The following is a 25,594-nucleotide window of genomic DNA, read 5'->3' on the forward strand; positions in this document are numbered from 1 at the left end:
ACACCGCCCGCACTCCGGAAGATCCCGGCCCCGCGCGGTGTCGGAACCTCCCGTGGACCTGTTCTCCCCCGTGACCCTCGGCGACCTCGAGCTCGCCAACCGCGTGGCCATGGCGCCCCTGACCCGCATGCGCTCCGGCAGCTCCGGCGTCCCCGGCGACCTCGTCGTCGAGCACTACGCGCAGCGCGCCTCCATCGGCCTGATCGTCACCGAGGGCACCTATCCCGTCCACGAGTCGCAGGCGTTCGTCGGCCAGCCCGGCATCGTCACCGACGAGCAGGTCGCCGGCTGGCGCCGCGTCGCCGACGCCGTACACGCCCGCGGCGGCCGGATCGTCATGCAGGTGATGCACGGCGGCCGGGTCACCCACCCCGACGTCAACGGCGGCCGCCGCGTCGTCGCCCCGAGCGCGATCGCCATCCAGGGCGAGGGCCACACCGAGAAGGGCAAGCAGGCCTACCCGGTGCCGCACGCGCTCACCACGGACGAGGTCCGCGACGTCGTCCGCGACTTCACGCGCGCCGCCGAGCGGGCCCGCGAGGCCGGCCTCGACGGCGTCGAGATCCACGGCGCCAACGGCTACCTGCTGCACGAGTTCCTCTCGCCGGCCTCCAACGTCCGCGACGACGTGTACGGCGGCTCCCCGGAGAACCGCGCCCGGCTCGTGGTCGAGGTGGTCACCGCGGTCGCCGAGGCGATCGGCGCCGGGCGCGTCGGGCTGCGCATCTCGCCCGAGCACGACATCCAGGACGCCCTCGAGCCCGACCGCGACGACGTCCTCGCCACCTACGGCGCGCTGCTCGACCAGCTGCGCCCGCTGGGCCTGGCCTACCTCTCCGTGCTGCACCGCGAGCCGGCCGGCGACCTGGTGCAGGAGCTGCGCCGCCGCTTCGGCGGGCACCTCATGGCCAACAGCGGCTTCGGCAGCGTGACCACCCGCGAGGAGGCGCTGGCGCTCATCGAGGCCGCGCACGCCGACGTCGTCGCGGTCGGCCGGGCGGCGATCGCCAACCCCGACCTGGTCGAGCGCTGGGCCGGCGAGCACCCGGAGAACGAGATCCGGTCGCACCTGTTCTACGCGTCCGGCGCCGAGGGCTACACCGACTACCCGGCGCTGCGCGCCGGCTGACCTCCCGCCGCGTCGCCACCGTCGCCGGCCCCGACCACCCGGCCGTCCGACAGCCGCACCACCCGGTCGGCCGCCGCGACGACCAGGGGGTCGTGGCTGGCGACGAGCACCCCGGTGCCCGTGTCGGCGCACGCCCGCAGCACGCCGAGCACGTGCACCGACAGCTCCTGGTCCAGCCGGCCGGTCGGCTCGTCGGCGACGAGGAAGGCCGGCCGGAGCACCAGCGCCCGCGCCAGCGCGGTGCGCTGCTGCTCGCCGAGGGAGACCTCGTCGGGCAGCCGGTCGGCCAGGGCGCCGAGCCCCAGCTGCTCCAGCCCGGCGAGCGCGGCGGCCCGCGGGTCGGGGGCGCCCGCGAGCCGGGCGGGCATCGCCACGTTGTCGGCGAGGGTCAGCTCGTCGAGCAGGCCCAGGCGCTGCGGGACGACGGCGAGGGTGCTCCAGTCGGCCTCGCCGGGGGAGCGGGCGCCCGGCACGGTGACCTCGCCCCGGTCGGGGCGCTCCCAGCCGACCAGGCAGTGCAGCAGCGTCGTCTTGCCCGACCCGGAGCGGCCCAGCAGCGCCACGACCTCGCCGGGGGCGACGGCGACGTCGACGCCGCGCAGCGCGTGCACCTCCTCGCGGCCGCGCCGGTGGGTCCGGTACAGGCCGGTGCCGCGGAGCGCGGCGCCGCCCGCCGCGGGTCCGCCGGCAGCGGGAACGCCCGCCGCGTGCACGCCGGCCATCACGGCTCCCGCAGCAGCACGCCGTCGGCGGTGAGCTCGACGGCGACCCGCCGGCCCGGGAACCGCGCCATGGCCTCCTCGGGCAGCTGCACCCGGCCCTCGCCGTCGACCACCGCGAGCCGGCGCCCGGCGACCTCCTCGTGCGCCACCGCCCCCGACCGCAGGTGCACCACCCGGTCGGCGGCAGCGGCGGCCTGCGGGTCGTGGGTGGCCATGACGACGCTCGTGCCGTCGCGGGTGAGCTCGGCGACCGCGGCGAGCAGCTGCCCGGTCGTCGCGGAGTCCAGCTCGCTGGTCGGCTCGTCGGCGACCACCAGCGCCGGCCGGCCGAGCACCGCCTGGGCCAGCGCCAGCCGCTGCTGCTCCCCGCCGGACAGCTCCGCCGGCAGGTGCCCCGCGCGGTCGGCCAGGCCCAGCACGTCGAGCAGCTCGGCGCCCTGCCGCGCCGCCTCGCGGCGGCCCATCCCGCGCAGCCGCCCGGCCAGGACCAGGTGCTCGGTGCCGGTGAGGTGCGGCAGCAGGTTCTGCCCGGGCCGCGGGAAGACGTAGCCGATCTCCCGGCGGCGCAGCGCCCGCAGCCGCCGCGCGGACAGGCCGGTCAGCGACGTGCCGGCCACCTCCGCCACGCCCGCCGTCGGCCGGTCCTGCGCGGCGAGGATCCGCAGCAGCGAGCTCTTGCCCGACCCCGACGGTCCGGTCACCGCCGTCAGCCGCCCGGCGGGCACGACGACGTCGACGCCCTTGAGCGCGTGCACCTCCCCGCTCGGCGACGGGTAGATCCGGACCAGCCCCTCGCACCGGGCGGCCGGCGCGTCACGGCGCACCGCGCACCACCAGCCCGGCGTCGGCGGTCCGGCGGGCGCGCGCGGCCAGCACCGCGGACACCCCGGCGACCGCCGCCACCCCCGCCGCCACCACGGCGAGCGTGCCCGCCGGCACCGCCAGCACGGGCCCGGGCAGCACGCCCGGGTCGGGGTCGAGCAGCCGCACCACCAGGGCCGACGCCGGCAGCGCCACCGCGACCGCCACCGCGGCGCCGAGCCCGGCGAGCAGGCCGGTCTCCAGCGCCACCGCGAGGTCCGCGGACCGCCGCCGCAGCCCGGCCCGCGCCAGCATCACCGCGGCCACCCGGCGCCGCCGCTGCTGGGCCAGGGCGTGCAGCACCACGCCGAGCAGGCCCAGCGCCCCGGCGGCGAGCCCCACGGCGCGCAGGTACTCCAGCGACCACAGCTGCGCCCGCGCCGCGGGCCGGGCCGGAAAGGCGCCGGCCGTCGTCACGGTCTCGCGGTCGAAGGCGTGCCCGCCGGCCTCCAGCTCGGGCAGCAGCACCCCGGGCGGGGTGCCGGCCCACACCTGCCGGTCGAGCAGCTGCACCGGGTCGCGCCCGCTCGCCGCGAGCACGGCCTCCACCGCGCCCCGGTCGGCGACCACCAGCGGCGTCCGCGACGGCTGCCCCGGGAACGCGGCCACCCGCCCGACCACCTCCAGCGGCAGGGTGTAGGACCGCACCCGGGTGAGCACCAGGTCGGTGCCGGGGGCGCCGAGCGCGTCGTCGGGCAGCGGGCCGGCGAGCAGCACCGGCACCCGGTCGCCGCGGTAGCCGGCGAGGGCGTCGAGCACGTCGCGCACGGGCCGGTCGGCGAGGCCGTCGTCCCACCGCAGGACGCCCGCCACCTCGGCGGGGTCGAGGGCCAGCAGGTCGGCGTCGAGGTCGCCGGGGGAGAGCGTCACGCCGGCCTCGGTGGACACCAGGGCCGTTCCCGCGGGAACGGGTCCGGGCTCGTCGGTGCGCCGCAGCAGCGGGACGACGGTCTCCGCGCCCGCCGCGACCGCCGCCTTCGCGTCCATCGTGCGCTCGGCCGACCCGGCCAGCGTGGTGGCGTGCACGACCAGGCCGAGCGACACCGCCGTCGTCACCACGACCAGCCGGCTGGTGCCGCTCGCGGCCGCCACCCGGCGCACCGCCAGGAAGGCCGGGGCGGGCAGCCGCCGCCCGGCGCCCCGGCCGACCCGGGACAGCCCGGCGGTCAGCAGCCCCGCCACGACCGCGGCCACCGGCAGCGGCAGCAGCAGCGGCAGGACGCCGAGTCCGCCCCCGCCGTCGTCGCCGGCGGCCCCGGTGTCGGCACCCGCCACCGCCGGCACCGCCACGACGGCGGTGACCGCGGCGGTGACCGCCAGCCAGGGCAGCCGCGCGGGGGCGGGGCGGCCGCCGCGGTCGAGTCGGGCGACGAGCAGCGCGGTGGTGAGCGCGAGGACGGCGAGACCGGCCAGGGCGCCGGCGGCGAGGACCGCAGCCGCCGGCGGCAGCGTCCCCGCGGGGAACCGCGGCGCCGGCCCGAACTGCCGCACGAGCAGCCACCCCGCCGCCGCGCCCGCCGCCGTCCCGGCGAGCACCGGCAGCAGCGCCTCCCGCACCGCCTGCCCGGCCGCCCGCACGGGGGAGCCGCCGCGGGCCAGCAGCAGGCGCAGCTCGTCCTCCCGTCGCCGCACCCGGTGCCCGGCCCACGCGCCGACCAGCACCAGCGCGGTCAGCCCCGCGCCCGCGCCGACCGCCCGGACCGGGGAGCGCAGCAGCGCCACGGTGTCGTCGACGGCGACCAGCGCGTCCCCGAGCCCGCTGCGCGGCGTGGGCCGGGCGACGTCCTCCTGCGCGGTGAGCCGCCCGACCGGGGAGGCGGGGTCGGCGAGCGCGTCGCGGAGGCCGTCGACGCGGGCGAGGACGTCGCGGGCGCCGTCGGTGCCGATGCCGTCGGGCACGGCCACCCGCCACTGGAGGAAGAGGTCGACCTGCAGCTCCGTCGCGGTGCCGAGGACGACCTCCCGCGGCGCGAGCAGCACCGGGGGGCGGGGGATCGGCAGCCCGGTGACCTTCCGGATCCGCGGCACGAACAGCGACGCCTGCTCCGCCCAGTAGGCGGGCAGCGGCGCGACCGGCTCGGCGTAGACGCCGGTCACCGGCAGCGACACCGGCAGCCCCTGCGCCGACGTCGCCTCGAGCACCCCGCCGGGCGCGAGGCCGGTGGCCTCCGCGAGCCGCCGCGGGACGGCGACGCCGTCGCCCGGGCCGCCCGCCACGAAGTCGACCTGCTCCTCCCACCCGGTGCGCGCGAGCAGCTCGAGGCCGGTGAGGCCGCCCGGGCCCTCGGCGAGCAGCGGCTCGCGCAGCCGGACCTGCAGCCGCGGGTCGGGCAGCCCGGCGGCGGCGACCGCGGCGGTCACGCCCTCGTCGAGCTCGCCGGCCCGGCCGATCCGGGCGGGGGACGGCGCGCCGCTGGTGGGCACGGTGGTCGTGTCCAGGACGGCGCCGAGGTCCGCCTCGTCGGTGCGGCCGCGCTCCCCGAGCCAGGCGCCCTCCTCCGCGGCGGCGAGGAACAGCGGTGCCGACACCAGCGCCGCGGCCAGCAGCGCGGCGAGCGCGGCCAGCGCCAGCGCCTGGCCGCCGCCGGGGACGAGCGCCACCCGGAGCCGCCGCAGCAGGCGCCGGGCCGTCGTCATGGGCGGACCGTAGTGGCGGACGCCACACCCGCGTTCCTCCCGACGCGCCACGGCGTGCCGGGAGGAACGGGCGGGGACGGTGGGATCAGAGCGCGTAGACGCCGGCCAGGTGCTCCCGCAGCGTGTCCTCGCGCACCGGCCGGGCGCGGAACCCGACGTGCCCGTCGGGCCGGACGACGTAGGCCGCCGTCCCCGCGCCGGTGATCCCGTAGGCCGCCCGGAAGCGGCCGTCCGGGTCGCTGAGCACCGGCAGCTCCACCAGCGGCGGGACGGCGGTGCCCGGCGCCAGCACCAGGTAGGGCCGCACCTGCCCCCGGGTGTCGCGCCGGACCGCCGCGGCCAGCTCCTCCAGCGCGCCGGTGTCGGCGGTGCCGTCGGCCGAGAGCAGCAGCGTGGCGTGCGTCCCGCGGGTGAGGTCGAAGACCCGCAGGTCGTGCGCGACGCCGAACCGGCGCAGCCCGGTCACGTCCGGCGCCCGGTGCCCCGGCTCCGGACCGCCGTCGAACCCGTCGCGCGCGCCCGGCCGGCCGGCGTCCTCGCCCACCAGCGGGCTGCCGGCGTAGTTCATGGTCATCTGCATCTCGAGCAGGAACTGCGCCTTCTCGTCCTCCATGTCCATCTCGTCGGTGAACGCGATGGCCACGGCGCGGTCGACGATCGCCTTGCCCGCGGGGCGCCGCTCGGCGTCGTAGCTGTCGAGCAGGCCGGGCGAGGCCTCCCCGCGGACGGCCAGCGCCAGCTTCCACGACAGGTTCCACGCGTCCTGGATGCCGGTGTTCATGCCCTGCCCGCCGGCCGGCGGGTGCAGGTGCGCGGCGTCGCCGGCCACGAACACCCGGCCCTCGCGGTACCGGTCGACGATGCCGTGCTTGATCCGGAAGATCGACGACCAGCGCAGGTTGCTCGCCGTCGTCCCGGCCGGACCGAGGTCGTCGATCGCGGCCTGGATGTCGGCCAGCCCCGGCGGGTCGTACTCCTTCCAGAACCCGGGCGGGACGACGCCGGTGCCGATCGTGTCCTGGAGCCGCTTGGGCGCCAGCGTGGCCACCCGGTAGCGGTTGCGGCCGCGCAGCGGGACGCAGACCAGCATCCCGGTGAAGTCGCCGTCGTCCTCGATGCGCACCCAGCGCACCAGGTGCCCGGGCGGCATCTCCCAGTCGACGTCGACGTCGCCGAGCATGAACAGCTGCGGGAACATCGACAGCCCGCCCTCGAAGCGCAGCCCGAGCTGGGCGCGCACCGCGCTCGACGCGCCGTCGGCCCCGACCAGGTACGCCGCGCGCGCCGCCTCGACGTCGCCGGAGGAGTGGGTGAGCGTCGCGGTGACGCCCTCGTCGTCCTGGGTGAAGCCGGTGAGCTCGACCCCGCGCTCGACCTCGACGCCGAGCGAGCGCAGCCGGCCGGTGAGGATGCGCTCGGTCTCGTACTGGGGGAGGCCGAGGTGGGCGTAGGGCAGCTCCTCCAGCCCCGACCAGTCCACCTGGTGGGTCCGCTTCCCGTTGACGAACACCGTCTGGCCGTAGAGCCAGCTGCCGGCGTCCATCGCCTCGGTGACGACGCCCTGGTCCTCCCAGATCTCCATCGTCCGGCAGTGGATGCCGATCGCCTTGTCCGCCTGGGTGGAGGCCTCCGGCCGCTTGTCGACGACGCGGACGGCGACGCCGCGGCGGGCCAGCTCGATGCCGGCGGTCAGCCCGGCCGGGCCGGCGCCGACGACCAGCACCTCCGACGCCGCGCGGGTGCGGGCGGCCGGGGGCGCCGGCACGGGGGAGGGCAGCGAGCCGAGGTCGATCGGCGCGGTGACCGGCTCGGACACCGCCGCCCGCGGGGCGGGCACCTCGGCCGGGGCCTCCACCGGAGCCGGAGCCGCCGCCGGGGCCGCGGGCACCGCCGGGGCGGGAGCGGGAGCCGGGACCGGGGGCGCGGCGGCGGCCCGGATCCCGCGCACGCCGGCCTCCTGCGGGCGGAACCGGATCTCGTAGAGCTTGCGCTGGAAGAACACCGACAGCCAGCGGATCAGCGGCCCGCTCTGGTCGGCGTGGGAGGGGTCCTCCACCCAGTTGCGGAAGTCCTCGTCGGACTCCCACTCGGCGAAGATGTGGTAGAGGTCGGAGTCGGGCTCGCGGAGCAGCTCCTCGCGGATCAGGCCCTTCGTCCCGCGCAGCCGGTCGGTGACGATGGCGTAGGCCCGCTCGAACGCCTCCTCCTCGCCGGGCGCCACCTTCGTGCTGATGTCCACCCGCACGTGCGAGGCCTGCTCGCCGCCGGTGATCCCGTAGAGCACCTCGAACGTGCTGCGGTCGGCGTCCTCGCGCAGGTCGCGCAGTGCGGCGGTGAGCGTCTCCCGGGCCTCCGACCGGCCGAAGCCGTCCACCGCCGCCCGGTCGGCCCAGTCGGCGGCGACGAGGAACGTGCGCGGGTCGGCGGCGTCGCGCAGCAGCTCCTGCCGCACGTTGCCCGGCACGGTCGCGATCTGCGCCGCCGCCTCCCGCCACGCCTCCTCGAACGCCTGCTCGCAGCCCTCCCGCACGCGCATCCGCAGCAGGGTGCGCACCGCGCCGTCGTGCGTGGTGGCCGGCCGCTCCTCCAGGGTCGTCATGACGTGGGTCCTCCCGCGGGTCGGCGCAGCACCAGGCTGCTGTTGAAGCCGCCGGCGCCCCGCGCGAGGACGACGACGGTGGACAGGTCCCGCACGCGCCCGGCGGTGACCAGGTCGACCCCGGCCGGCGCCTCGACCGGGTCTGTGAGGAAGGCGGTGCCGGGCACGATCCCGTCCCGCATCGCGAGCAGCGCCGTCGCGACGTCGAGCGCCGACCCGCCGGCCATCAGCCGCCCGGTGAACGACGACGGCGCGGTCACCGGCACCGGGGTCGTGCGCCCGCCGAACACCGCGCCGAGCGCCTCGAGCTCGAGCCGGTCGAGCTCCGGCACGCCGGCACCGTCGGCCATGACCAGGTCCACCTCGTCCGGCGAGACGCCGGCGTCGGCCAGCGACAGCCGGATCGCCCGCGCGTACTGGACGGCGTCGGGAGCCGGGTCCTCGTGGTGGTGGGCGTCGTGCGTGGCCGCGTAGCCGGCCACCTCGCCCCACACCTTCGTCGCCCCGCGGGCGGCGGCCGCCCCGGGCTCCTCCAGCAGCAGGATCGCCCCGCCCTCGCCGACGACGTGCCCGTCGGCCCGCCGGTCGAAGGGCAGGTAGGCGTCCTCGGGGCGCTGCGCCGACGACAGGCGCCCGCCGGTGGCCTGGCAGAGCACCGCGTACGGGCACAGCCCCGCCTCGGTGCCGCCGACCAGCACCGCGGGCGTGCCGCGGCGGGCCACCCGCCGGGCCCAGCCGATGCTGTCCAGCCCTCCGGCGCCCTCGCTGACGACGACGCCGGAGGGCCCCTTGAACCCGTCGCGGATGGACACCTGTCCGGTCGAGGCCGCGTAGAACCAGGCGATCGACTGGTAGGCGCCCACCGACCGCGGCCCCTTCGCCCACAGCCCCTGGATCTCGTGCTGGCTGAACTCGTTGCCGCCCGAGCCCGAGGCCAGGAACACCGACGTCGCGTAGACGTCCTCCGGCGCGGTGTAGCCGGCGTCCTCGGCGGCCAGCGTGGCGGCGGCCAGGGACATCCACGTCCACCGGTCGGTCTGCACCATGAGCTGCGGCGACACGTGGTCGGCCGGGACGAAGTCGCGCACCTGCCCGGCCAGCGGGACGCCGTAGCGCCCGGAGTCGAAGCCCTCGACCGGCCGGATCGCCGGCTCCCCGCGGACCAGCGACGCCCAGTGCTCCTCGACGCCGACCCCGGTGGGGGCGACGACGCCGATCCCGGTGACCAGCAGCCCCGTCACGACTCCCTCCGCGTGGGTGCGGCCAGCACGATCGCCGACTGGAACCCGCCGAACCCGCTGCCCACCGAGATGGCGACGTCGACCTTCTGCTCGCGGGCCGTCCGCGGCACGTAGTCGAGGTCGCACTCGGGGTCGGGCACCTCGTAGTTCGCCGTCGGCGGCAGCACGCCGCGCTGCACCGCGAGCGCCGTGGCGGCCACCTCGATCGCCCCGATCGCGCCGAGCGAGTGCCCGACCATCGACTTGATCGAGCTCATCGCCACCCGTCCGGCGGCCGGGCCGAGGCTCTTCTTCACCGCCGCCGTCTCGTGCCGGTCGTTCTGCTTGGTGCCCGAGCCGTGCGCGTTGACGTAGCCGACCTCGTCGGGGTCGGTGCGGCCCTGGCCGAGCGCGACGGTGATCGCCTCGGCCATCTCGGTACCGTCGGGCTTGAGGCCGGTCATGTGGAAGGCGTTGCAGCGGTTGGCGTAGCCGGTGACCTCGCAGTACACCTCCGCGCCGCGCGCGCGGGCGCGGCCGAGCTCCTCGAGCACCAGCACCGCCGCGCCCTCGCCCATGACGAACCCGTTGCGCCGCGCGTCGAACGGCTTGGACGCGTGCTCGGGGTCGTCGTTGCTGTCGGTGGTGGCCCGGATGGTGTCGAAGCAGGCCATCGAGATCGGCGAGATCGGGGCGTCGCTGGCCCCGGCGATCACGACGTCGGCGTCGCCGTCCTCCACCAGCTGCGCGCCGTAGCCGACGGCGTCGATGCCCGACGTGCAGCCGGTGGACACCACGGTCGCGGGCCCGTGCGCGCCGAAGCGCACCGCGAGCTCCGTCGCGCCGCAGCTCGGCACCAGCGCGGAGGCGAGGAACCGGGAGGCGTAGCGGGGGTCGACCTCCCACAGCCGGCCGGTGTCGCTGACCGACACGTACTCCTGCTCCAGCCGCATCGTCGCCCCGACGGCGCTGCCCAGCGTCACGCCGACCCGGTCGGGGTCGGGCCCGCCGTCGGCACCGAACGCCAGCCCGCTGTCGGCCACCGCCTCGTCGGCGGCGACCATCGCCATCTGCACGAAGCGGTCGGTGCGGAACACCTCCTGGGCGGTGAGCCCCAGCCTGCGCCCGTCGAAGTCGACCTCCGCGGCCACCTGCGAGCGGAAGCGCGCCGGGTCGAAGAAGGTGATGCGGCGGGTCGCCGTCCGGCCCGCGGTGATCATGTCCCAGAAGCCCTCGCGGCCCATCGACCCGGGGGCGACCACCCCGATCCCGGTGACGACGACCCGCCGCCGGCCGGTGCTCACCGCACGCCCGGCGGCAGCTCGGTGTCCACGTGGCCGAGCTCGGGCCTCGGCGCGAGCGGGCCGCAGAGGAAGACGAACTCGGCCGTCGTCGCGGAGTCGTTCTCGATCCGGTGCCGCACCCCGATCGGGATGTGCACCGCCGACTCCGCGACCAGCCGCCGCGGCTCGCCGTCGAGGGTGACCAGGACGTCACCCGCCTGGCAGTAGAGGAACTCCTCCGAGTAGGGGTGCCAGTGCTCGGTCACCACCTCGCCGGGCTGCAGGGTCAGCGTCCCCATGAAGCCGGCGGTGGAGCCGACGCTGGCCGGGGACAGCAGCACGCGGATGTCCCCGCCGCGCCGGCGGTTGGGCGGAGTGTCGGCGCGGGAGACGGTGGGGCCGCACCGCGTCGGCGTGGCCGGCGCGTGCTGGATGGTCGTCATGGTTCTCCTCGGTCAGGTCACGGAGCCCGCGAGCGCGGGACCGGGCACGGCGGCGGGGGCGGGCGGGAGGGGCCCGCTCACCAGACGGACGGGCAGCCCCGGGACGGTCTGGGCCGCCCACGGGCCGACCAGCGGCTCGGCGCCGATCTCGAGCAGCGCCGTCGCGCCCGTGCGGGCGAGCGCGTGCGCGGTGGCCTCCCACAGCACCGGCGCGGTGAGGTGGCGGCGCAGGGCCGCGGCCAGCCGGTCCGGGTCGCGGGTGGGCACGGGGTCGGCGTTGGGGACGACGGGCAGGGCGGGAGCCGACCAGTCGAGGTCGGCGAGCGCGGCGGCGAGGTGGTCGGCCACCGGGCGGACCAGCGCCCCGTGGCACGGCGCCCGGCCGGGCATCCGCACCAGCTCCAGCCCCGCCGCGCGGACCAGCTCGCCGGCGTGCGCGAGCTCGGCCCGCCCGCCGGCGAGCACCGCCCGCTCCGGCGCGTCGAGGGCGGCGATGCACAGCGGCCCGCCGGCCCCGGCGACCGCGACGGCGGCCGCCGCGATCGCCGCGGCACCCGGGCCGAGGACCGCGGCCTGCCCGGCACAGGAGGGCCGCGGGGCCAGCGAGAGGAGCTCGGCGCGCCAGTGCACCAGCTCCACCACCTGCTCCAGCGGCAGGGCGCCGGCGGCGGCGAGCGCGGCGAACTCGCCGACGCCGTGACCGGCCACCGCGACGGGCTCGAGGCCCCGGGCGGTGAGGCTGCGGAAGCCGGCGACCCCGGCCACGACCACCTCGAGGTGGGCCGCGACGGGGTCCGGTGCGGTCGCGGGGTCCCGCCACCAGGCGGCGACGTCGCGGCCGACGACGGCGTCGACCCCGGCCACGGTGGCCGCGGCCACCGGGTCGGCCAGCCACGGGTCGACCATCCCGGGCCGGGAGCCGTCCTCGCCGGGGAGGACGACGGCCGGACCCCGCGCCGCGGTCACCCCTCGGCCCCGCGCGCGGTGCCGCTCGAGGTGGCGGCGGCCGCCTCCACCTTCTGCTTGATGACCGACATCTGGACCTTGCTGTTGGCGTCGATCCGGCGGGTCATGCCCTCGGTGTCGACCGGCGCCTCCGGCCGCATCCGGAAGTCCTGCACCCAGCGCATCCGGGTGCCGTCGCCCTCGGGCGTGTAGGTCCAGTGGATGTCCATGTGCTCGAACGGGCCCGGCTCCACGCGGCGGGCGCGCACCTCGCGCGCGGCCGGGTCGAGGGTCCGCTCGGACACCCAGCTCCACGTCCGCCCCGACTCGTCGGGGTGCATCGTCAGCCGGAACCGGAACCAGGTGTCGGTGGACTCCAGGATCTCCACCGAGCGGTACTCGGTGAACAGGTCCGGCCACGACGCGAGGTCGTTGGTCATGGCCCAGACGTGGTCGATGCCGGCGTCGATGACGATCTCGTTGTCGGTGTGCCCGACGGTGAGGGTCTGCCGGTTGTCGGTGGTGGTCATCGCGGGCGCCTACGCCGGCTGGGAGGCGGCCGCGCGGACGGTCTCGACGATCTCGCCGAAGGTGTACGCCTCCGGGTCGTCGTCGGGCATCGTCGTGCCGAAGCGGTCGTGCAGCTCGGTCTGCATGGACAGGAACGCCAGGGAGTCCAGGCCGACGTCGGCGAAGCGGGCGTCGGGGTCGGTGCTGTGCGCCTCCTGCGGCAGGCCCGCCTTCTCGGTGAGCAGCTGCATGAGGTCGGACTGGCTGAAGGGCATGACGGTGTCCTCCTCGGGACGGGGGTGCGGATCGGCCGGCACGGCGGGCTCGCCGTCCGGGACGAGGTGCAGGGGCCCGCGCAGGGCGGGCAGCGACGGTTCGGGGCACGCGGCGATCGCGGCGGCCCGGACCAGCAGGTCGGGCAGCCGGCGGTCGAGGAACTGGACGTCGTGCCGGTCGGCGCGCACGTCGGGGTCGCGCAGCAGGGCGCGGTGCAGGGCGGTGGTGGTGTGCACGCCCGGGCCCTCGACGCGCAGCTCGGCCAGCGCGCGGTCCATCCGGCGCAGCGCCTGCTCGCGGTCGGGCGCCCAGACGACGAGCTTGCCGAGCAGCGAGTCGTAGTGCGGGCTGACCTCGTCGCCCTGCCGGTAGCCGGTGTCGAAGCGGGTCCAGGGGCCGTCGGGCACGCGCAGCACGTCGAGCCGGCCGGGTGCGGGGGCGAAGCCGCGGGCCGGGTCCTCGGCGTTGATCCGGCACTCCACCGCGGCGCCGCGCACGACGACGTCCTCCTGTCGCAACCGCAGCGGCTCCCCGCCGGCCACCAGCAGCTGCTCGCGCACCAGGTCGACGCCGGTGAGCAGCTCGGTCACCGGGTGCTCGACCTGGATGCGGGCGTTCATCTCCATGAAGTACGCGCGCCCGGCGTCGTCGACGAGGAACTCCACGGTGCCGGCCCCGGTGTAGCCGACCGACAGCGCGCCGCGGACCGCCATCTCGCCGAGCGCGGCCCGCTGCTCCGGCGTCAGGTGCCCGGCCGGGCCCTCCTCGAGCAGCTTCTGGTGGCGGCGCTGCAGGGAGCAGTCCCGCTCGCCGAGGTACACGCCCGCGCCGTGCTGGTCGCACAGCACCTGCACCTCGACGTGCCGGGCGCCGGAGAGGTAGCGCTCGACGTAGACGGTGGGGTCGCGGAACACCGCCCGCGCGACGGTCCGGGTGGTGGCGAAGGCCTCGGCGAAGTCGGCCGGGTCGCGCACCACGGTCATGCCGCGCCCGCCGCCGCCGGCCGCGGCCTTGATGATCACCGGGTAGCCGATCTCGTCGGCGACGGCCTGCCCCTCCTCGGCGGTGCGCACCGGGTCGACGACGCCGGGCAGCAGCGGCAGCCCCGCCGCGGCCATGAGCCGCCGCGCCGTCGCCTTGTTGCCCACCTGCTGCATGACCTCCGGCGGCGGGCCGACGAAGGTCAGCCCCTCGGTCTCGCAGATCTCGGCGAAGTCGGGGTCCTCGGAGAGGAACCCGTACCCGGGGTGGACGGCGTCGGCGCCGCTGCGCAGCGCCGCCTCCACGACGTTGGGCACGTGCAGGTAGCTCGCCCGCGGGGCGGGCGGGCCGATGTGCACGGCCTCGTCGGCCATCTCGACGACGGCCGAGCGCCGGTCGGCGGTGGAGTGGACGGCGACCACCTCGATGCCGAGCTCCCGGCAGGCGCGGGCGACCCGGACGGCGATCTCGCCCCGGTTGGCGATGAGCAGCCGGCCGATCACCGGGCGCCCCCGGACGGCGGCCGCAGCAGCAGCAGGACCTGGTCGTACTCGACCGACTCCGCGTCCCCGGCGCGGATCTCGGCGACCACCCCGGCGGCGTCGGCGAGGATCGGGTTCATCAGCTTCATCGCCTCGACGATCCCGAGCGTCTGGCCGGCCTCCACCTCGTCGCCGACCCGCACGAACGGCTCGGCGCCGGGGGAGGGGGCGGCGTAGAAGGTGCCCACCAGCGGCGCGCGGACGGCGACCGTGCCCTCCGGCACCTCCGGCTCCGGCCCGGGGTCGGCCGGCGCGGGGGCGACGGCGGTCAGCCCGCCGGGCTGCGGCGCCGGGGCGGGGGCCGCGGCGGGCGCCGGCGTGCCGGCCCACTCGACCTCCACCGCCCGGTCGCCGCTGCGCACGGTCAGCCGGCGCAGCGGTCCGGGCAGCGCGCGGGCGAGGTCGACGACCTCCTCGTGCAGCGGGCGGGACTCGCCCGCCCCGCCGTCGGCCCGCGGCGGCAGCTCAGCGGGCCGCACGTCCGTCACCCCCCGGGGCGACCACGCGCAGCGGCCGGGCGTCCTCGCCGCCGATCCGCGACAGCCGCGCGGCGCGCCGGGCCAGCAGCGTGCCGACGTCGAGCCGGCACAGCTGGTCGAGCTCGGCGGCCAGCGCCTCGCGGACCAGCCGGGTGGCCTCCGCGGGGTCGGCGTGCGCCCCGCCGGGCGGCTCGGGCACCACCGCGGTGGCGATGCCGCTGGCCAGCAGGTGACCGGCGCCCAGCCGCATCGCGCGGGCGGCGGCCGGGGCGGCGGACGCCGTCCGCCACAGGATCGCCGCGCAGCCCTCGGGGCTGATCACCGACAGGTAGGCGTTCTCGCTGACCAGCAGCGAGTCCGAGGTGCACAGCGCCAGCGCGCCGCCGCTGCCGCCCTCGCCGGTGAGGACGGCGACCACCGGCACCCGCAGCCGGCTGCTGCGCATGATCGTCTCGGCGATGGCGTGCGACTGGCCGCGCTCCTCGGCCTCCGGGCCCGGGTGGGCGCCGGGGGTGTCGACGAGGGTGACCACCGGCAGGCCCGCGGCCTCGGCGTGCGCCATGAGCCGCATGGCCTTGCGGTAGCCCTCGGGGTGCGGCATGCCGAAGTTGCGGGTCACCCGCTCGCGCACCGTGTGGCCCTTCTCGTGGCCGATCACCACCACGGTGCGGCCGCCGAGGGAGGCGACGCCCCCGACGACGGCCGCGTCGTCGGCGTGCGTGCGGTCCCCGTGCAGCTCGACGAAGTCGTCGAACCCGGCGAGGTGGTCCAGCGTCGTCGGCCGCTCGGCCACCCGCGCCCGCTGGACGACGTCCCACGGGTCGGCCTCGCGCAGGACCGGCGCGGGGGCGGCGGCCGGGGCGGGCGCGTCCGGCTCGGGCCGGGCGTGCAGGCGCAGCAGCCGGCCCAGCAGCGGGCGCAGCTCGGCCCGGCCCTCCACCCGGTCGACCAGCCCGTGGGCCAGCAGGAACTCCGCCGTCTGGAAGTCGCCGGGCAGCTCGGCGCGGATGGTCTCCTGCACCACCCGGGGCCCGGCGAACCCGACGTGCGCGCCGCGCTCGGCGACCAGGACGGTGGCCAGCGTGGCGAACGACGCCGACACCCCGCCGTACGTGGGGTCGGTCAGGACGCACACCGACAGCAGCCCGGCCTCGCGCAGGCGGGCGTAGGCCTGCCCGGCGCGCGCCATCTGGAACAGCGAGAGGACGCCCTCCTGCATGCGGGCGCCGCCGCTCGCGCACACGGTGACCAGCGGCAGCCGCTGCTCCACCGCCAGGTCGGCCGCGGCGCTGACCCGCCGGCCCACCTCCACGCCCATGCTGCCGCCGAGGAAGCCGAAGTCCATCGCGGCCAGCACCACCGCGGTGCCGCCGATGCGCGCGGTGCCGGTGACGACGGCCTCGGTCTCCCCGGACCGGACCGCGGCCTCCGCCAGCCGGTCGGGGTAGTCACGCAGGTCGCTGAACGCCAGCGGGTCCGCCGGCCCCGGCGGGCAGGCCCGCTCGGTGAAGGACCCGGCGTCGGCCAGCAGCTCGATCCGCGCCCGCGCGCCCAGCCGCAGGTGGTGGTCGCACTCGGGGCAGACCGACAGGTTGCGCTCGAGCCGCTTGCGGTAGAGCAGCCAGCCGCAGCCCGGGCAGCTCACCCAGTCCGCGGCGCGCGGGGCCGCGTCCGGGCGGCGCGCCGGGGTGGTCGCGGTCACGGCCGGTCCGCCGACCACTCGTAGAAGCGCCGCGCCATCGCGTCCTGCGGCGAGCGCCAGCCCGGGTCGTAGGCGGCGATGTAGGGCCGCAGCTCCTCGCTGACCGACCGGAAGGCCGGCAGCCCCTGGGCCACCCGCATCGCCTCGGCCGGCGGGCGGTCGAACTCGATGAGGTGCACGTAGAGCTCGTGGAACGTGAACAGCGAGCGGTGCCGCACCCCGATCTCGTGCGGCATCGACGTCGCGTCGGACCGGGCGAAGACGTCGGCGACGCGCTCGGCGTCGGCCGGGGTCATCCTCGCGATGATCATCGTCTGGTGCACGGGCACTCCAGCGTCGCTGCGGGCCGGCCGCGGACGGGTCGGCCGGGGGCGGATGCCGGGCGACGCTAGGACCGCGCGGCGGGCCCGGGCACCGGCCACGGGTCGGGTTTCGCGCGCCCGCCCCGCGGTGGAGGGGGCCGGTCACCGGGGCGGGCGCTCGGAGGAGGGGTCGCCCGCGCCTCCCGGTCCAGCGCCGGGGGAGCGGTCCGCACCCGCCCTCCGGCCCGCCGGGACCGCGACCCGGGTATGAAACGCCGGTCGCTCCCCGCCCGGCGGGCGCGGCGGTTGTGGCGGACCGTCCCGTTCCGTCGCTAGCGTCCGGGCCCGGCGACAGGCGCGGGGGCACCCGACCGAGCGGAGCGGACGCATGGGCGGCGAACCGGACAGCGGGGTCCTCGGGCCCCTGGGGGCGTCCTCTCCCGACGGGGCCTCGGCCTCGGTCCTCGTCTGCGACGACCACGAGGTGCTGCGGCACGGGCTGCGCGCGGTGCTGCGCTGGGCGCCCGACCTGCACGTCGTCGCCGAGGCCGGGGACGCCGGGGAGGCCCTGGCGCTGGCCGCCGACCTGCGGCCGGAGGTCACCCTCGTGGGCCTGGGCACCGGCGGCCAGGGCATCCCCGAGCTGGTGCGGGCGCTCACGGCGACCGGCACGCACGTCCTGCTGCTCGGCGAGGCCGGCAGCACCGGCGACCTGGTGGACGCGTTGCGGGCCGGGGCGCGGGGCTACCTGCACACGACGGTGAGCTCCGACCGGCTGGTCGAGGGCGTGCGCGCGGTGCTGCGCGGGGAGACCCTCCTCGACGCGGCCGTGACCGGGGAGCTGCTGACCCGCCTCGACGGCGCCCGCCCCGGCACCCTCGGACCCGGCGGCCACAACCCGCTGACCGCCCGGCAGCAGGCGGTGTCGGAGCTGGTGGCCGAGGGGCTGACCAACGCCGAGATCGCCACCCGGCTGCAGGTCAGCCGCGCCACGGTGAAGGGCCACATCACCGTCGCCCTGCGCCGGCTGGGCCTGCGCGACCGCACCCAGCTGGCCATCCACGTCAACCGCGTCGCGCGCCCGGGGCCGGGCTGGGAGGCCGGGCCCGTCGGCGGCTGAGTTCCGTGGTCGTGTCGTCACGCAGCGTGCGGGGCGGGCCAGCGGCCCCGGAGAGTCGCGCGGCTCCCTGGCAACTGCCTGGACGCCCGCTGTGACCACGAGCACGATCCGGTCCGCACGGGGGTGATGCAGGACTGTTCAGGCTGGTCCGTCCCGACGGGCGGATCCGGTCGGACCGGAGATCCCGGTCCCCGGAGCCGGTCGCCGGCCGGACAGGGGGGAACGACATGGCCGACGACGTCCCGATCCGGCCGGGCCCACGTGTGCACCGGCCGCACGGACCGACCGCCTCCGCACCCGGCGGCGCCGCACCGCCGCGCCCGAGACCGGCGCCGCGGCCCGTCCGGCCGCAGCTCGCCCGTCCGCCGTCGCACCTGGTGCGGGTGCTGCTCTGCGAGGACCAGGAGGTCTTCCGGCTGGGCCTGCGGGTGGTGCTGGAGGCCCAGCCCGACATCGCCGTCGTCGCCGAGACCGCCTCGCTACCCGGCGCCCTGGCGGCCACCGCGCAGGTGCCCGCCCAGGTCGTCGTCGCCCGGCAGGGACTGGTGGAGGGCACCACGCTGCCGCTGCTGCGCGACCTGTGCCGGCAGGGGACGGCGGTCCTCGTGCTCGCCGAGCCGCGCGAGGACCCCTGCGGCGACCTGGTCGAGGTGCTGCGCGCCGGGGTGCGCGGCTACCTGCCCCGGCGGGCGTGCGCCGCGCGGCTGGTCGAGGCCGTGCGCGCGCTGTCCCGCCACGAGCCGGCCATCGACTCCACGGCCACCAGCGAGCTGGTGCGCTACCTCGCCGAGCCCGGGGCGGCAGGCGGGCTGCCGCAGCGCCCGCTGGACCGGCTCACCGACCGGCAGCGCGAGGTGGCCGAGCTGGTGGCGCAGGGGCTGAGCAACGAGGAGATCGCCCGGCGGCTGTTCCTCAGCCTGGCCACCGTCAAGAGCCACCTGACGGCGTCCATGCGGCGGCTCGGGGTCCGCAGCCGCACGCAGCTGGCGATCCTGGTCAACCGGGACTCCTCACCCGCCGCGTGACGGGCCGGCCCGCCGCGGCCTCAGGTGAGGTCGCGGCGGGTCAGCAGCAGCGCGGTGAGCGCGCTGGCGGCGGCGAGGAAGGCGGCCAGCACCCAGGCGGCCTGCCCGCCGTCGACCACCGCGACGACGCCGGGCGTGCGCACGTCGCCCCCGGCCAGCGCGGCCACCAGCGAGCCCGCGTTCACCCCGGGCAGCCCGCGCTGCAGGGCGTCGAAGAACCCGAGCAGCGGCGCGGCCACGTTGACCACCAGGCTCTCGACGGCGAGCACCCACACCAGGCCCAGCCCGATGGCCAGCGCGGTTCCGCGCAGCGCCGTCCCGAGCAGCACACCCAGGGCGCCCCAGGTGGTGGCCACGAGCAGGCCGCCGCCGAACCCGCGCGCCAGCTCGCCGGCGCCCGGCCAGTCGGCGGGTGCGGACTCCGCCCCGGCGATCGCGGCGCTGACGGCGGCGGTGAGCGCGAAGCTCACCACCACGGTGGCGGCGAGCACTGCCACCAGTGCGAGCAACTGACCGGCGAGCACGGTGGTGCGCCGCGGGCCCTGCCCCAGCAGGCTCTTGAGCGTCCCCCAGCCGTACTCGCTGCCGGCCAGCAGCGCGCCGAGGGTGAGCAGCAGCGCGCCGCCGAAGAGCGGCAGCCCCGACAGGGCGTTGGCCACCAGCCGGTCGGGCAGCGTGCTGGTCAGGACCTGCTCCGGCGGGATGCCCTCGAAGGACGACCCCCGCGTGTAGCTGATGTAGGGGATGACCAGGCTGAACACCAGCTGCAGGGCCGGCCACAGGCCCAGCAGCACCCAGGTGGCCGGCCGGCGGCGCAGCTTGAGGAGCTCCGCGCCCACGATCGCCGGGAGCGACCCCGACGAGCGGGCCGGACGGGCGCCCGGCGCGGCGACGGCGGCGCTCACCGGGCGCTCCGGCCGACCCGGCGCGGGCGCCGTCCCGGGGTCTCTGCCGGTGGCGGGTCGCCGGGCTCGGTGAGCTGGAGGAAGACCTCCTCGAGCGTGCGCGCCTCCTGCCGCAGCCCGGTGACGCCGACCCCGGCGGTGACCAGCGCGCGGTTGACCGCCGCGGTCTCCCCGGGCGCGGCCTGCAGGTGCAGGGCGCCGTCGACGACGGAGACGCGGTCGGCGCCGAGCAGCCGGCCGGCGACCGCGACGGCGGTCTCCAGCGGGTCGGCGTCGACCACCAGCCGGCCGAGCCCCCGCAGCTCCTCGACGCTGCTCTCCACCAGCAGCCGGCCGGAGGCGACCACGGCCACCCGGTCGCAGATCTGCTCCACCTCGCCGAGCAGGTGGCTGGAGAGCACCACCGTGCGGCCCTCGGCGGCGAGGCGGCGCAGCAGCGTGCGCACCTCGCTGATGCCGGCGGGGTCCAGGCCGTTGGTGGGCTCGTCGAGGACCACCAGCGCCGGGTCCTTGAGCAGGGCCGCGGCGATGCCGAGGCGCTGCTTCATGCCGAGCGAGTAGGTGCTGAAGCGGTCACCGGCGCGGTCGGTGAGGTCGACGGTGTCGAGCACCGCGGCGATCCGGCCGGGCCCGACGCCGGCGTAGCGCGCGAGCACCCGCAGGTTGTCCCGCCCGGACAGGTACGGGTAGAGCCCCGGCCCCTCGACCAGCGCGCCGACCTGCGCCACGGAGGTGCCGGCGGGCCGGCCGAGCACGGTGGCCGAGCCGCTGGTGGGCCGCACCAGGCCGAGCAGCATGCGCAGCGTCGTCGTCTTGCCCGCCCCGTTGGGGCCGAGGAAGCCGAAGACCTCGCCCCGGCGCACCTGCAGCGACAGGGCGTCGACGACGGTGCGCTGCCCGTAGCGCTTGGTCAGGCGGTCGGTGGTGACCACCGGCTCGGCGTCGGGGGTGCGGAGGCTCGGCGGGGCCGGCGCAGGACGCTGCCCGACGGTCCCCGTGGCGGTCTGCATGGCCGGAGACTGCCCGGACCCGCCCGCGCTGTCGACGCCGCGGATGGAGGACGGTCCGGTTCCGACCCCGGGTGTGCGACCTGGGTCGCGGGTGCCCGCCCCGGGGTGGACGGCGGCCTGCTCCGGCGGTCGCGCGGGCTCCGACCGGAGCCGGTCGTACGACCTCGGGCGGGCGCACGTTCATACCCGCGGCCGCTTGGACCTCGGTGGACCCACAGGGAAGGTGTGGCCCGTTGCCAGGCACCTCACAGGTTCCGCCGGTGGGCGTCCCGTCCGCCGCGACCGCACTCACGGGAGAGGGCGACCCATGGACGCGACCACGACGACGAGACCGCGGTCCCGCGGCCGGGCGGTGCGCGCCCTGGCCGTCGCAGGGGCCGGCGCACTGCTGCTGGCGGCACTCCCCGGGGTGGCGTCGGCCGAGGGCGGGGGTGGGCGCACCTGGGACGTGCACCCCGGCCAGTCCATCCAGGCGGCCGTCGACGCGGCCCGCTCGGGGGACACGATCCGGATCGCACCCGGCACGTACACCGAGGCGGTCTGCATCGAGAACAAGGGCCTGACGATCCAGGGCGCCGGCCGCGAGCGGACGGTCATCCGCTGGGACCGCGCCACGACCAACGCCCAGATCGCGAAGCGGACCTGCTGGGACCTGACGGACGCCGTGGACCAGGAGGACGCGCCCGGCGTCGCCGACAACGTCTCCGCGCTGTTCTTCCTGAACCCCGACAAGCCGGTCACCGTCCGCGACCTGCAGACCGTCGACCACACCGCCAACGGGATCTCGGCCTGGAACGCGAACGGGTTCACCGTCACCGGGACCAAGGGCGTCGGCCACGACCGGTACGGGATCATCGCCGGCAACTCGCGGAACATCCACATCGTCGGGAACGTCGAGCAGGGCGTCGACCGGGCGGGCACGGGCCAGGCGCCCGACGCGGGCACCGCGGGCATCTCGGTGGGCGACTCCGCCGACTCGCGGTCGTTCATCGCGGCCAACCGGGTGCGCGGCTACAACCTCGGGATCTTCCTGCGGGAGTCCAGTGGCGGCCGGGTGGACGCCAACCACCTGAGCGGCAACTGCATCGGCATCCTGACCTTCGACGACGCCGCGACCGAGATCCCCGGCTCCCCGGCCAACGTCGAGGGCGGCGACTGGCGGATCACGGCCAACGTGTCCACCGCGAACAACCGGTGGTGCCTGCAGGGTCGCGCCGGTGACCAGCGGATCTCCGGCGTCGGGATGGCCGTCGTGAACGCGGCGAACGTGAAGCTGACGGCCAACGTCATCCGGGACAACGTGCCGACGCTCCCGCCGGCGCAGTTCATCCCGCCGATGGCCCCGGCGCTGACGTTCCCCTCGGCCGGGCTGACGCTGCTCACCTTCACGCCGCCGGCGGGAACCGATCCGAACCCGGACGACGACATCCCGGGTCTGCTGACCGACATCCGGGTGGTCGGGAACTGGTTCGGTGACAACAAGGCGTACGTGCCGGGCCAGGGCGCGCCGACGCGGGTCCAGATGGACGTCTTCCGCGGGGCGCCGACGCCGAACACGCCGTTCGGTCCGACGGGACCGATCGACTTCCGCGGCAACCGGTGCGACGCGAGCATCCCGCCCGAGTGGTGCGGGGCGCCCTACCCGAGCTGACGCTCACCGCCCGAGGGCGGTCCCGGCACCCGCCGGGGCCGCCCTCGGCGCGTGTCCGGGCCCGTGCGGGGGTGAGAACGCGTCCAGGGCGGTCCCGGCACCGGCCGGGACCGCCCTGGACGGGACGTCGTCTAGCGCCGGCGGCCGAGCAGCCAGCCGACGAGGACGCCGAGCAGCGTGAGCCCGGCGCCGCCCAGCGCGCCGACGGCGAGCGTCTGCAGGTCCGACGACGGGGCCGCGGCCGCCGCGGGGGCCCTGCGGAACACCTGCGGCTCCGGTGCGGAGGGCGCTCCCGCGGGAACGCCCTCCGAGGCGCGCACCGCGTCGGTGGAGCTCACTGCCGCCGACGACGCGCGGGCCGCGGCCGGCGCGGTCTCCACCGGCGCGCCCGAGGTCAGCTCGCCGTCGATCGCGGCGAAGAACTGCCCGGCCATCCGCTTGGCGACGCCGGTGATCATCCGCTGGCCCACGCCCGCGACCGGCCCGCCCACGACGGCGTCGGCCGAGTACGTCAGCGTCGTCCCCTCGTCGGTGGGCTCGAGGGTGATCGTGACCTTCGCCCGCACGTTGCCCGGCGCGCCCGCGCCCGAGGCGTGCATGACGTAGGACGACGGCCGCTGCTGGTCGGTCAGCCGCACCTCGCCGGCGTAGGTGCCGCGGATCGCGCCGACCCCCACCGCGACGTCCATCCGGTACTCGTCCTCGCCGGTCCGCTCCAGCGACTCGCAGCCGGGGATCGTCCGGGCGAGCACCGCCGGGTCGGTGATGACCGTCCAGACCTCCTCGGGCGTGCCGTGCAGCACCGCCGAGCCGTCGAGGTTCACGCGGGGACTCCCGTCTGGAGGGACGCCTGCGTCCGCTCCGCCGTCTCGTTCCTCATCAGGTCGTACAGCTCGGTGGGGGAGATCGGCATCGACGTGATCCGCCGGCCCACCGCGTCCTCGATCGCCGAGGCGATCGCCGCCGTCCCGGGGATCACCCCGGCCTCCCCGGCGCCCTTGATCCCCAGCGGGTTGAGCGGCGAGGGCGTCTCCTGGTGGTCGATCGCGATGTCGGGCACCTCGGAGGCGTAGGGCATGAGGAAGTCCATGAACGACGCGTTCTGCAGCTGCCCGTCGGCGTCGTAGGCCATCCGCTCGTACAGCGCCCCGCCCACGCCCTGGGCGACGCCGCCGTGCACCTGACCCTCGACGATCATCGGGTTCACCACGTTGCCGCAGTCGTGTACGACCGCGTACCGGACGACGTCGATCTCCCACGTGGCCGGGTCGATCTCCACGACGGCGGCGTGCGCGCCCGAGGCGAACGTCGAGCGGATCGGCGAGTAGTAGTCGCGGTGCTCCAGGCCCGGCGCGTCGCCCTCGGCCACCGGCGGCTTGTCGTCCGAGCCGGCCTTCGCGAACTGGGTGGCCTGCTTGGCCGCCTCGTCGAAGGCGTAGCGCAGCGGGTTGGACAGGACGGCGACCGTGCGCAGCGGGATCGACGCGCCCGGCGTGCCCCTGACCTGCACCAGGCCCTCGTCGATCTCGAGGTCCTCGGGGTTGGCCTCCAGCACGTCGGCGGCGATCCGGATCGCCTTCTCCCGCACCCCGCGGGCGGCCAGGGCGACGGCGTTGCCGCTCATCACCGCGGCGCGCGAGGCGAAGGTGCCGACGGCGTAGCCGAAGCGGCGGGTGTCGCCGGTGTGCACCTCGACGTCCTCGATCGGCACCCCGAGCTCCGAGGCGACGATCTGCGCGAACACCGTCTCGTGCCCCTGGCCCTGGGAGGTCAGGCCGGTGGAGACCAGCACCTTGCCGCTGCCGAGCACCTGCACGTGCCCGCCCTCGTAGGGGCCGGGGCCGGTGCCCTCGACGTAGAGCGCCATCCCGACGCCGAGCATCTTCCCGCGGGAACGCGCGTCGGCCCGCAGCGCCCCGGCCTCGTCCCAGCCCACGAGCGCCACGAGCTTGTCGAGCAGGCCCGGGTAGTCGCCGGAGTCGTAGATGACCGGCCGGCCGTCCTGGAACGTCAGGTGGTGGTCGTAGGGGAACTGGTCGGGCGTGATCAGGTTCCGCCGGCGCACCTCGGCGCGGTCGAGGCCGAGGTCGTCGGCGATGCGGTCCATCGTCCGCTCCATCGCGTAGCAGCCCTGCGGCCGCCCGGCGCCGCGGTAGGGCGTCACGATGACGGTGTTGGTGAAGACGCTCTCCACGACCACCCGGTACACCGGGATCGCGTAGGGGCCGACCAGCTGGGTCGCCGTCACGATCGGCACGATGATCCCGTAGGGCGTGTAGGCGCCGTTGTCGTGCCACACGTGCACGTCGAGCGCGGTGATCCGGCCGTCGTCGTCGTACCCGACGGTGATCTCCTGCCGCTGCTGGCGCTCGTGGGCGCTGGAGATGAAGTGCTCGCGGCGGTCCTCGGCCCACTTGACCTCGCGGCCCAGCCGGATCGCCGCCATCGGCACCAGCAGCTCCTCGGGCCACGGGTGCACGATCTTGACGCCGAACCCGCCGCCGACGTCGGGAGCGATCACCTCGACGCGGTCCAGCGACAGCTCGAGCTTGGCGGCGATCGCCGCGCGCACCGACGTCGAGGCCTGGGTGCTCGAGTACACGCGCAGGCTGGCGTCGTCGGCGTCCCAGCGGGCGTGCACGCCCTTGCCCTCCAGGGGCATGCAGGCGCTGCGCTCGATGTACTGCGTGAACGACAGGGTGTGCGGTGCGGCGGCCAGGGCCGGCTCGACGTCGCCGGTCTCCTGGTGGTGCCGCGCGGCGACGTTGTCGGGGACGTCCTCGTGGACGGCGGCGCGCGCCTCGCGGGCGGCGTCCACGCCGACGACGACCGGCAGCTCCTCGTAGGTGACGACGATCCGCTCGGCGGCGTCCTCGGCCACGTACCGGTCGGTGGCCACGACCATGACCACCGGCTCGCCGACGTGGTTCACCACGCCGTTGGCCAGCGGGTACCCGGTGCGCGGGGCGTGCAGCTGCGGGTGGGGGATGAGCACCGGCAGCGGCTCGGCCATCGGGCCGGTGAGGTCCTCGTACGTGTAGACGGCGACCAGGCCCTCGACGTCGAGCGCGGCCTCCACGTCGACGTCGAGCACGCGGGCGTGCGCGTGCGGGCTGCGCACGAAGGCGGCGGCCAGCGCGCCGGCGCCGATGTCGTCGAGGTAGCGGCCCCGCCCGGTGATCAGCCGGGCGTCCTCGCGCCGGCGGACGGGCTCGCCGAACAGCTTGGTGGTCATGCTGCGTCCCCCGGGGC

General features: G+C 76.9%; 21 protein-coding genes. 4 read left to right on the plus strand and 17 right to left on the minus strand.

All coding sequences use genetic code 11. The annotated features are described in order from the left end of the window. Nucleotides 1-52 precede the first annotated feature (52 nt). Complete coding sequence (locus BUE37_RS20050; RefSeq protein WP_073422195.1) at nt 53-1,129, plus strand: alkene reductase; 1,077 nt, start codon at nt 53-55, stop codon at nt 1,127-1,129. On the opposite strand, the gene BUE37_RS20055 is transcribed toward BUE37_RS20050, so the two are convergent. From BUE37_RS20055 to BUE37_RS20115, 13 genes are all read right to left on the minus strand, one after another. Beyond that, nucleotides 1,105-1,851 carry an ABC transporter ATP-binding protein gene (locus tag BUE37_RS20055; protein ID WP_073422196.1) on the minus strand — a complete coding sequence of 249 codons (747 nt, stop codon included), beginning with the start codon at nt 1,849-1,851 and terminating at the stop codon, nt 1,105-1,107. The two genes, BUE37_RS20050 and BUE37_RS20055, sit on opposite strands and share 25 nt — an antisense overlap. Beyond that, nucleotides 1,851-2,675, minus strand: coding sequence for an ABC transporter ATP-binding protein (locus tag BUE37_RS20060; RefSeq protein ID WP_073422197.1), 825 nt, complete (start codon nt 2,673-2,675; stop codon nt 1,851-1,853). The genes BUE37_RS20055 and BUE37_RS20060 overlap by 1 nt, the downstream gene beginning before the upstream one ends. After that, on the minus strand, nt 2,665-5,349 hold the full coding sequence (locus tag BUE37_RS20065) for a hypothetical protein (protein WP_073422198.1): 2,685 nt from the start codon (nt 5,347-5,349) through the stop codon (nt 2,665-2,667). Before BUE37_RS20065 ends, BUE37_RS20060 begins: the two co-directional genes overlap by 11 nt. An 85-nt stretch (nt 5,350-5,434) precedes the next feature. Then, nucleotides 5,435-7,948, minus strand: coding sequence for an FAD-dependent monooxygenase (locus tag BUE37_RS20070; RefSeq protein ID WP_073422199.1), 2,514 nt, complete (start codon nt 7,946-7,948; stop codon nt 5,435-5,437). Beyond that, the gene (locus BUE37_RS20075; protein ID WP_073422200.1) at nt 7,945-9,189 is read right to left on the minus strand and encodes a beta-ketoacyl synthase N-terminal-like domain-containing protein; all 1,245 of its coding nucleotides are present in this window, start codon (nt 9,187-9,189) and stop codon (nt 7,945-7,947) included. The genes BUE37_RS20070 and BUE37_RS20075 overlap by 4 nt, the downstream gene beginning before the upstream one ends. After that, on the minus strand, nt 9,186-10,472 hold the full coding sequence (locus tag BUE37_RS20080; protein ID WP_073422201.1) for a beta-ketoacyl-[acyl-carrier-protein] synthase family protein: 1,287 nt from the start codon (nt 10,470-10,472) through the stop codon (nt 9,186-9,188). The genes BUE37_RS20075 and BUE37_RS20080 overlap by 4 nt, the downstream gene beginning before the upstream one ends. After that, a complete protein-coding gene (locus BUE37_RS20085; RefSeq protein WP_073422202.1) occupies nt 10,469-10,894 on the minus strand; it encodes a cupin domain-containing protein in 426 nt (141 codons plus the stop codon). Before BUE37_RS20085 ends, BUE37_RS20080 begins: the two co-directional genes overlap by 4 nt. A gap of 12 nt (nt 10,895-10,906) precedes the next feature. Next, nucleotides 10,907-11,860, minus strand: a complete 954-nt coding sequence (locus BUE37_RS20090; RefSeq protein WP_073422203.1) for an ACP S-malonyltransferase — start codon at nt 11,858-11,860, stop codon at nt 10,907-10,909. Next, nucleotides 11,857-12,369: an SRPBCC family protein gene (locus BUE37_RS20095; protein ID WP_073422204.1), complete on the minus strand. Its 513-nt coding sequence runs from the start codon at nt 12,367-12,369 to the stop codon at nt 11,857-11,859. The genes BUE37_RS20090 and BUE37_RS20095 overlap by 4 nt, the downstream gene beginning before the upstream one ends. Before the next feature lie 9 nt (nt 12,370-12,378). Then, nucleotides 12,379-14,109: an acetyl-CoA carboxylase biotin carboxylase subunit gene (locus BUE37_RS20100; protein WP_073422205.1), complete on the minus strand. Its 1,731-nt coding sequence runs from the start codon at nt 14,107-14,109 to the stop codon at nt 12,379-12,381. Further along, nucleotides 14,106-14,627 carry an acetyl-CoA carboxylase biotin carboxyl carrier protein gene (gene accB / locus BUE37_RS20105; RefSeq protein ID WP_245794791.1) on the minus strand — a complete coding sequence of 174 codons (522 nt, stop codon included), beginning with the start codon at nt 14,625-14,627 and terminating at the stop codon, nt 14,106-14,108. The genes BUE37_RS20100 and accB overlap by 4 nt, the downstream gene beginning before the upstream one ends. Continuing rightward, nucleotides 14,614-16,329 carry an acetyl-CoA carboxylase carboxyltransferase subunit alpha/beta gene (gene accA, locus BUE37_RS20110; protein ID WP_073422262.1) on the minus strand — a complete coding sequence of 572 codons (1,716 nt, stop codon included), beginning with the start codon at nt 16,327-16,329 and terminating at the stop codon, nt 14,614-14,616. The genes accB and accA overlap by 14 nt, the downstream gene beginning before the upstream one ends. After that, nucleotides 16,326-16,652, minus strand: a complete 327-nt coding sequence (locus BUE37_RS20115; protein WP_073422207.1) for a TcmI family type II polyketide cyclase — start codon at nt 16,650-16,652, stop codon at nt 16,326-16,328. Before BUE37_RS20115 ends, accA begins: the two co-directional genes overlap by 4 nt. A 367-nt stretch (nt 16,653-17,019) precedes the next feature. Here BUE37_RS20115 and BUE37_RS20120 point away from each other — a divergent pair, with 367 nt between their 5' ends. After that, complete coding sequence (locus BUE37_RS20120) at nt 17,020-17,751, plus strand: LuxR C-terminal-related transcriptional regulator (RefSeq protein WP_083628947.1); 732 nt, start codon at nt 17,020-17,022, stop codon at nt 17,749-17,751. Nucleotides 17,752-18,128: 377 nt separating this feature from the next. Continuing rightward, a complete protein-coding gene (locus BUE37_RS20125) occupies nt 18,129-18,776 on the plus strand; it encodes a response regulator transcription factor (protein ID WP_073422264.1) in 648 nt (215 codons plus the stop codon). A 20-nt stretch (nt 18,777-18,796) separates the two neighbouring features. Here BUE37_RS20125 and BUE37_RS20130 read toward each other — a convergent pair whose 3' ends face one another. Continuing rightward, nucleotides 18,797-19,681 carry an ABC transporter permease gene (locus tag BUE37_RS20130; protein ID WP_245794793.1) on the minus strand — a complete coding sequence of 295 codons (885 nt, stop codon included), beginning with the start codon at nt 19,679-19,681 and terminating at the stop codon, nt 18,797-18,799. Further along, nucleotides 19,678-20,691 carry an ABC transporter ATP-binding protein gene (locus BUE37_RS20135; RefSeq protein ID WP_083628949.1) on the minus strand — a complete coding sequence of 338 codons (1,014 nt, stop codon included), beginning with the start codon at nt 20,689-20,691 and terminating at the stop codon, nt 19,678-19,680. The genes BUE37_RS20130 and BUE37_RS20135 overlap by 4 nt, the downstream gene beginning before the upstream one ends. A 307-nt stretch (nt 20,692-20,998) precedes the next feature. On the opposite strand from BUE37_RS20135, the gene BUE37_RS20140 reads away from it, so the two are divergent. After that, complete coding sequence (locus BUE37_RS20140; protein ID WP_139253073.1) at nt 20,999-22,342, plus strand: right-handed parallel beta-helix repeat-containing protein; 1,344 nt, start codon at nt 20,999-21,001, stop codon at nt 22,340-22,342. Between the two features lie 131 nt (nt 22,343-22,473). Here BUE37_RS20140 and BUE37_RS20145 read toward each other — a convergent pair whose 3' ends face one another. Continuing rightward, nucleotides 22,474-23,166, minus strand: a complete 693-nt coding sequence (locus tag BUE37_RS20145; RefSeq protein ID WP_073422209.1) for an SRPBCC family protein — start codon at nt 23,164-23,166, stop codon at nt 22,474-22,476. Beyond that, complete coding sequence (cutA, locus tag BUE37_RS20150) at nt 23,163-25,577, minus strand: aerobic carbon-monoxide dehydrogenase large subunit (protein WP_073422210.1); 2,415 nt, start codon at nt 25,575-25,577, stop codon at nt 23,163-23,165. The genes BUE37_RS20145 and cutA overlap by 4 nt, the downstream gene beginning before the upstream one ends. Between the last annotated feature and the right edge of the window lie 17 nt (nt 25,578-25,594).

Source organism: Geodermatophilus nigrescens, assembly GCF_900129495.1.
GTDB classification, from domain to species: Bacteria; Actinomycetota; Actinomycetes; order Mycobacteriales; family Geodermatophilaceae; genus Geodermatophilus; species Geodermatophilus nigrescens.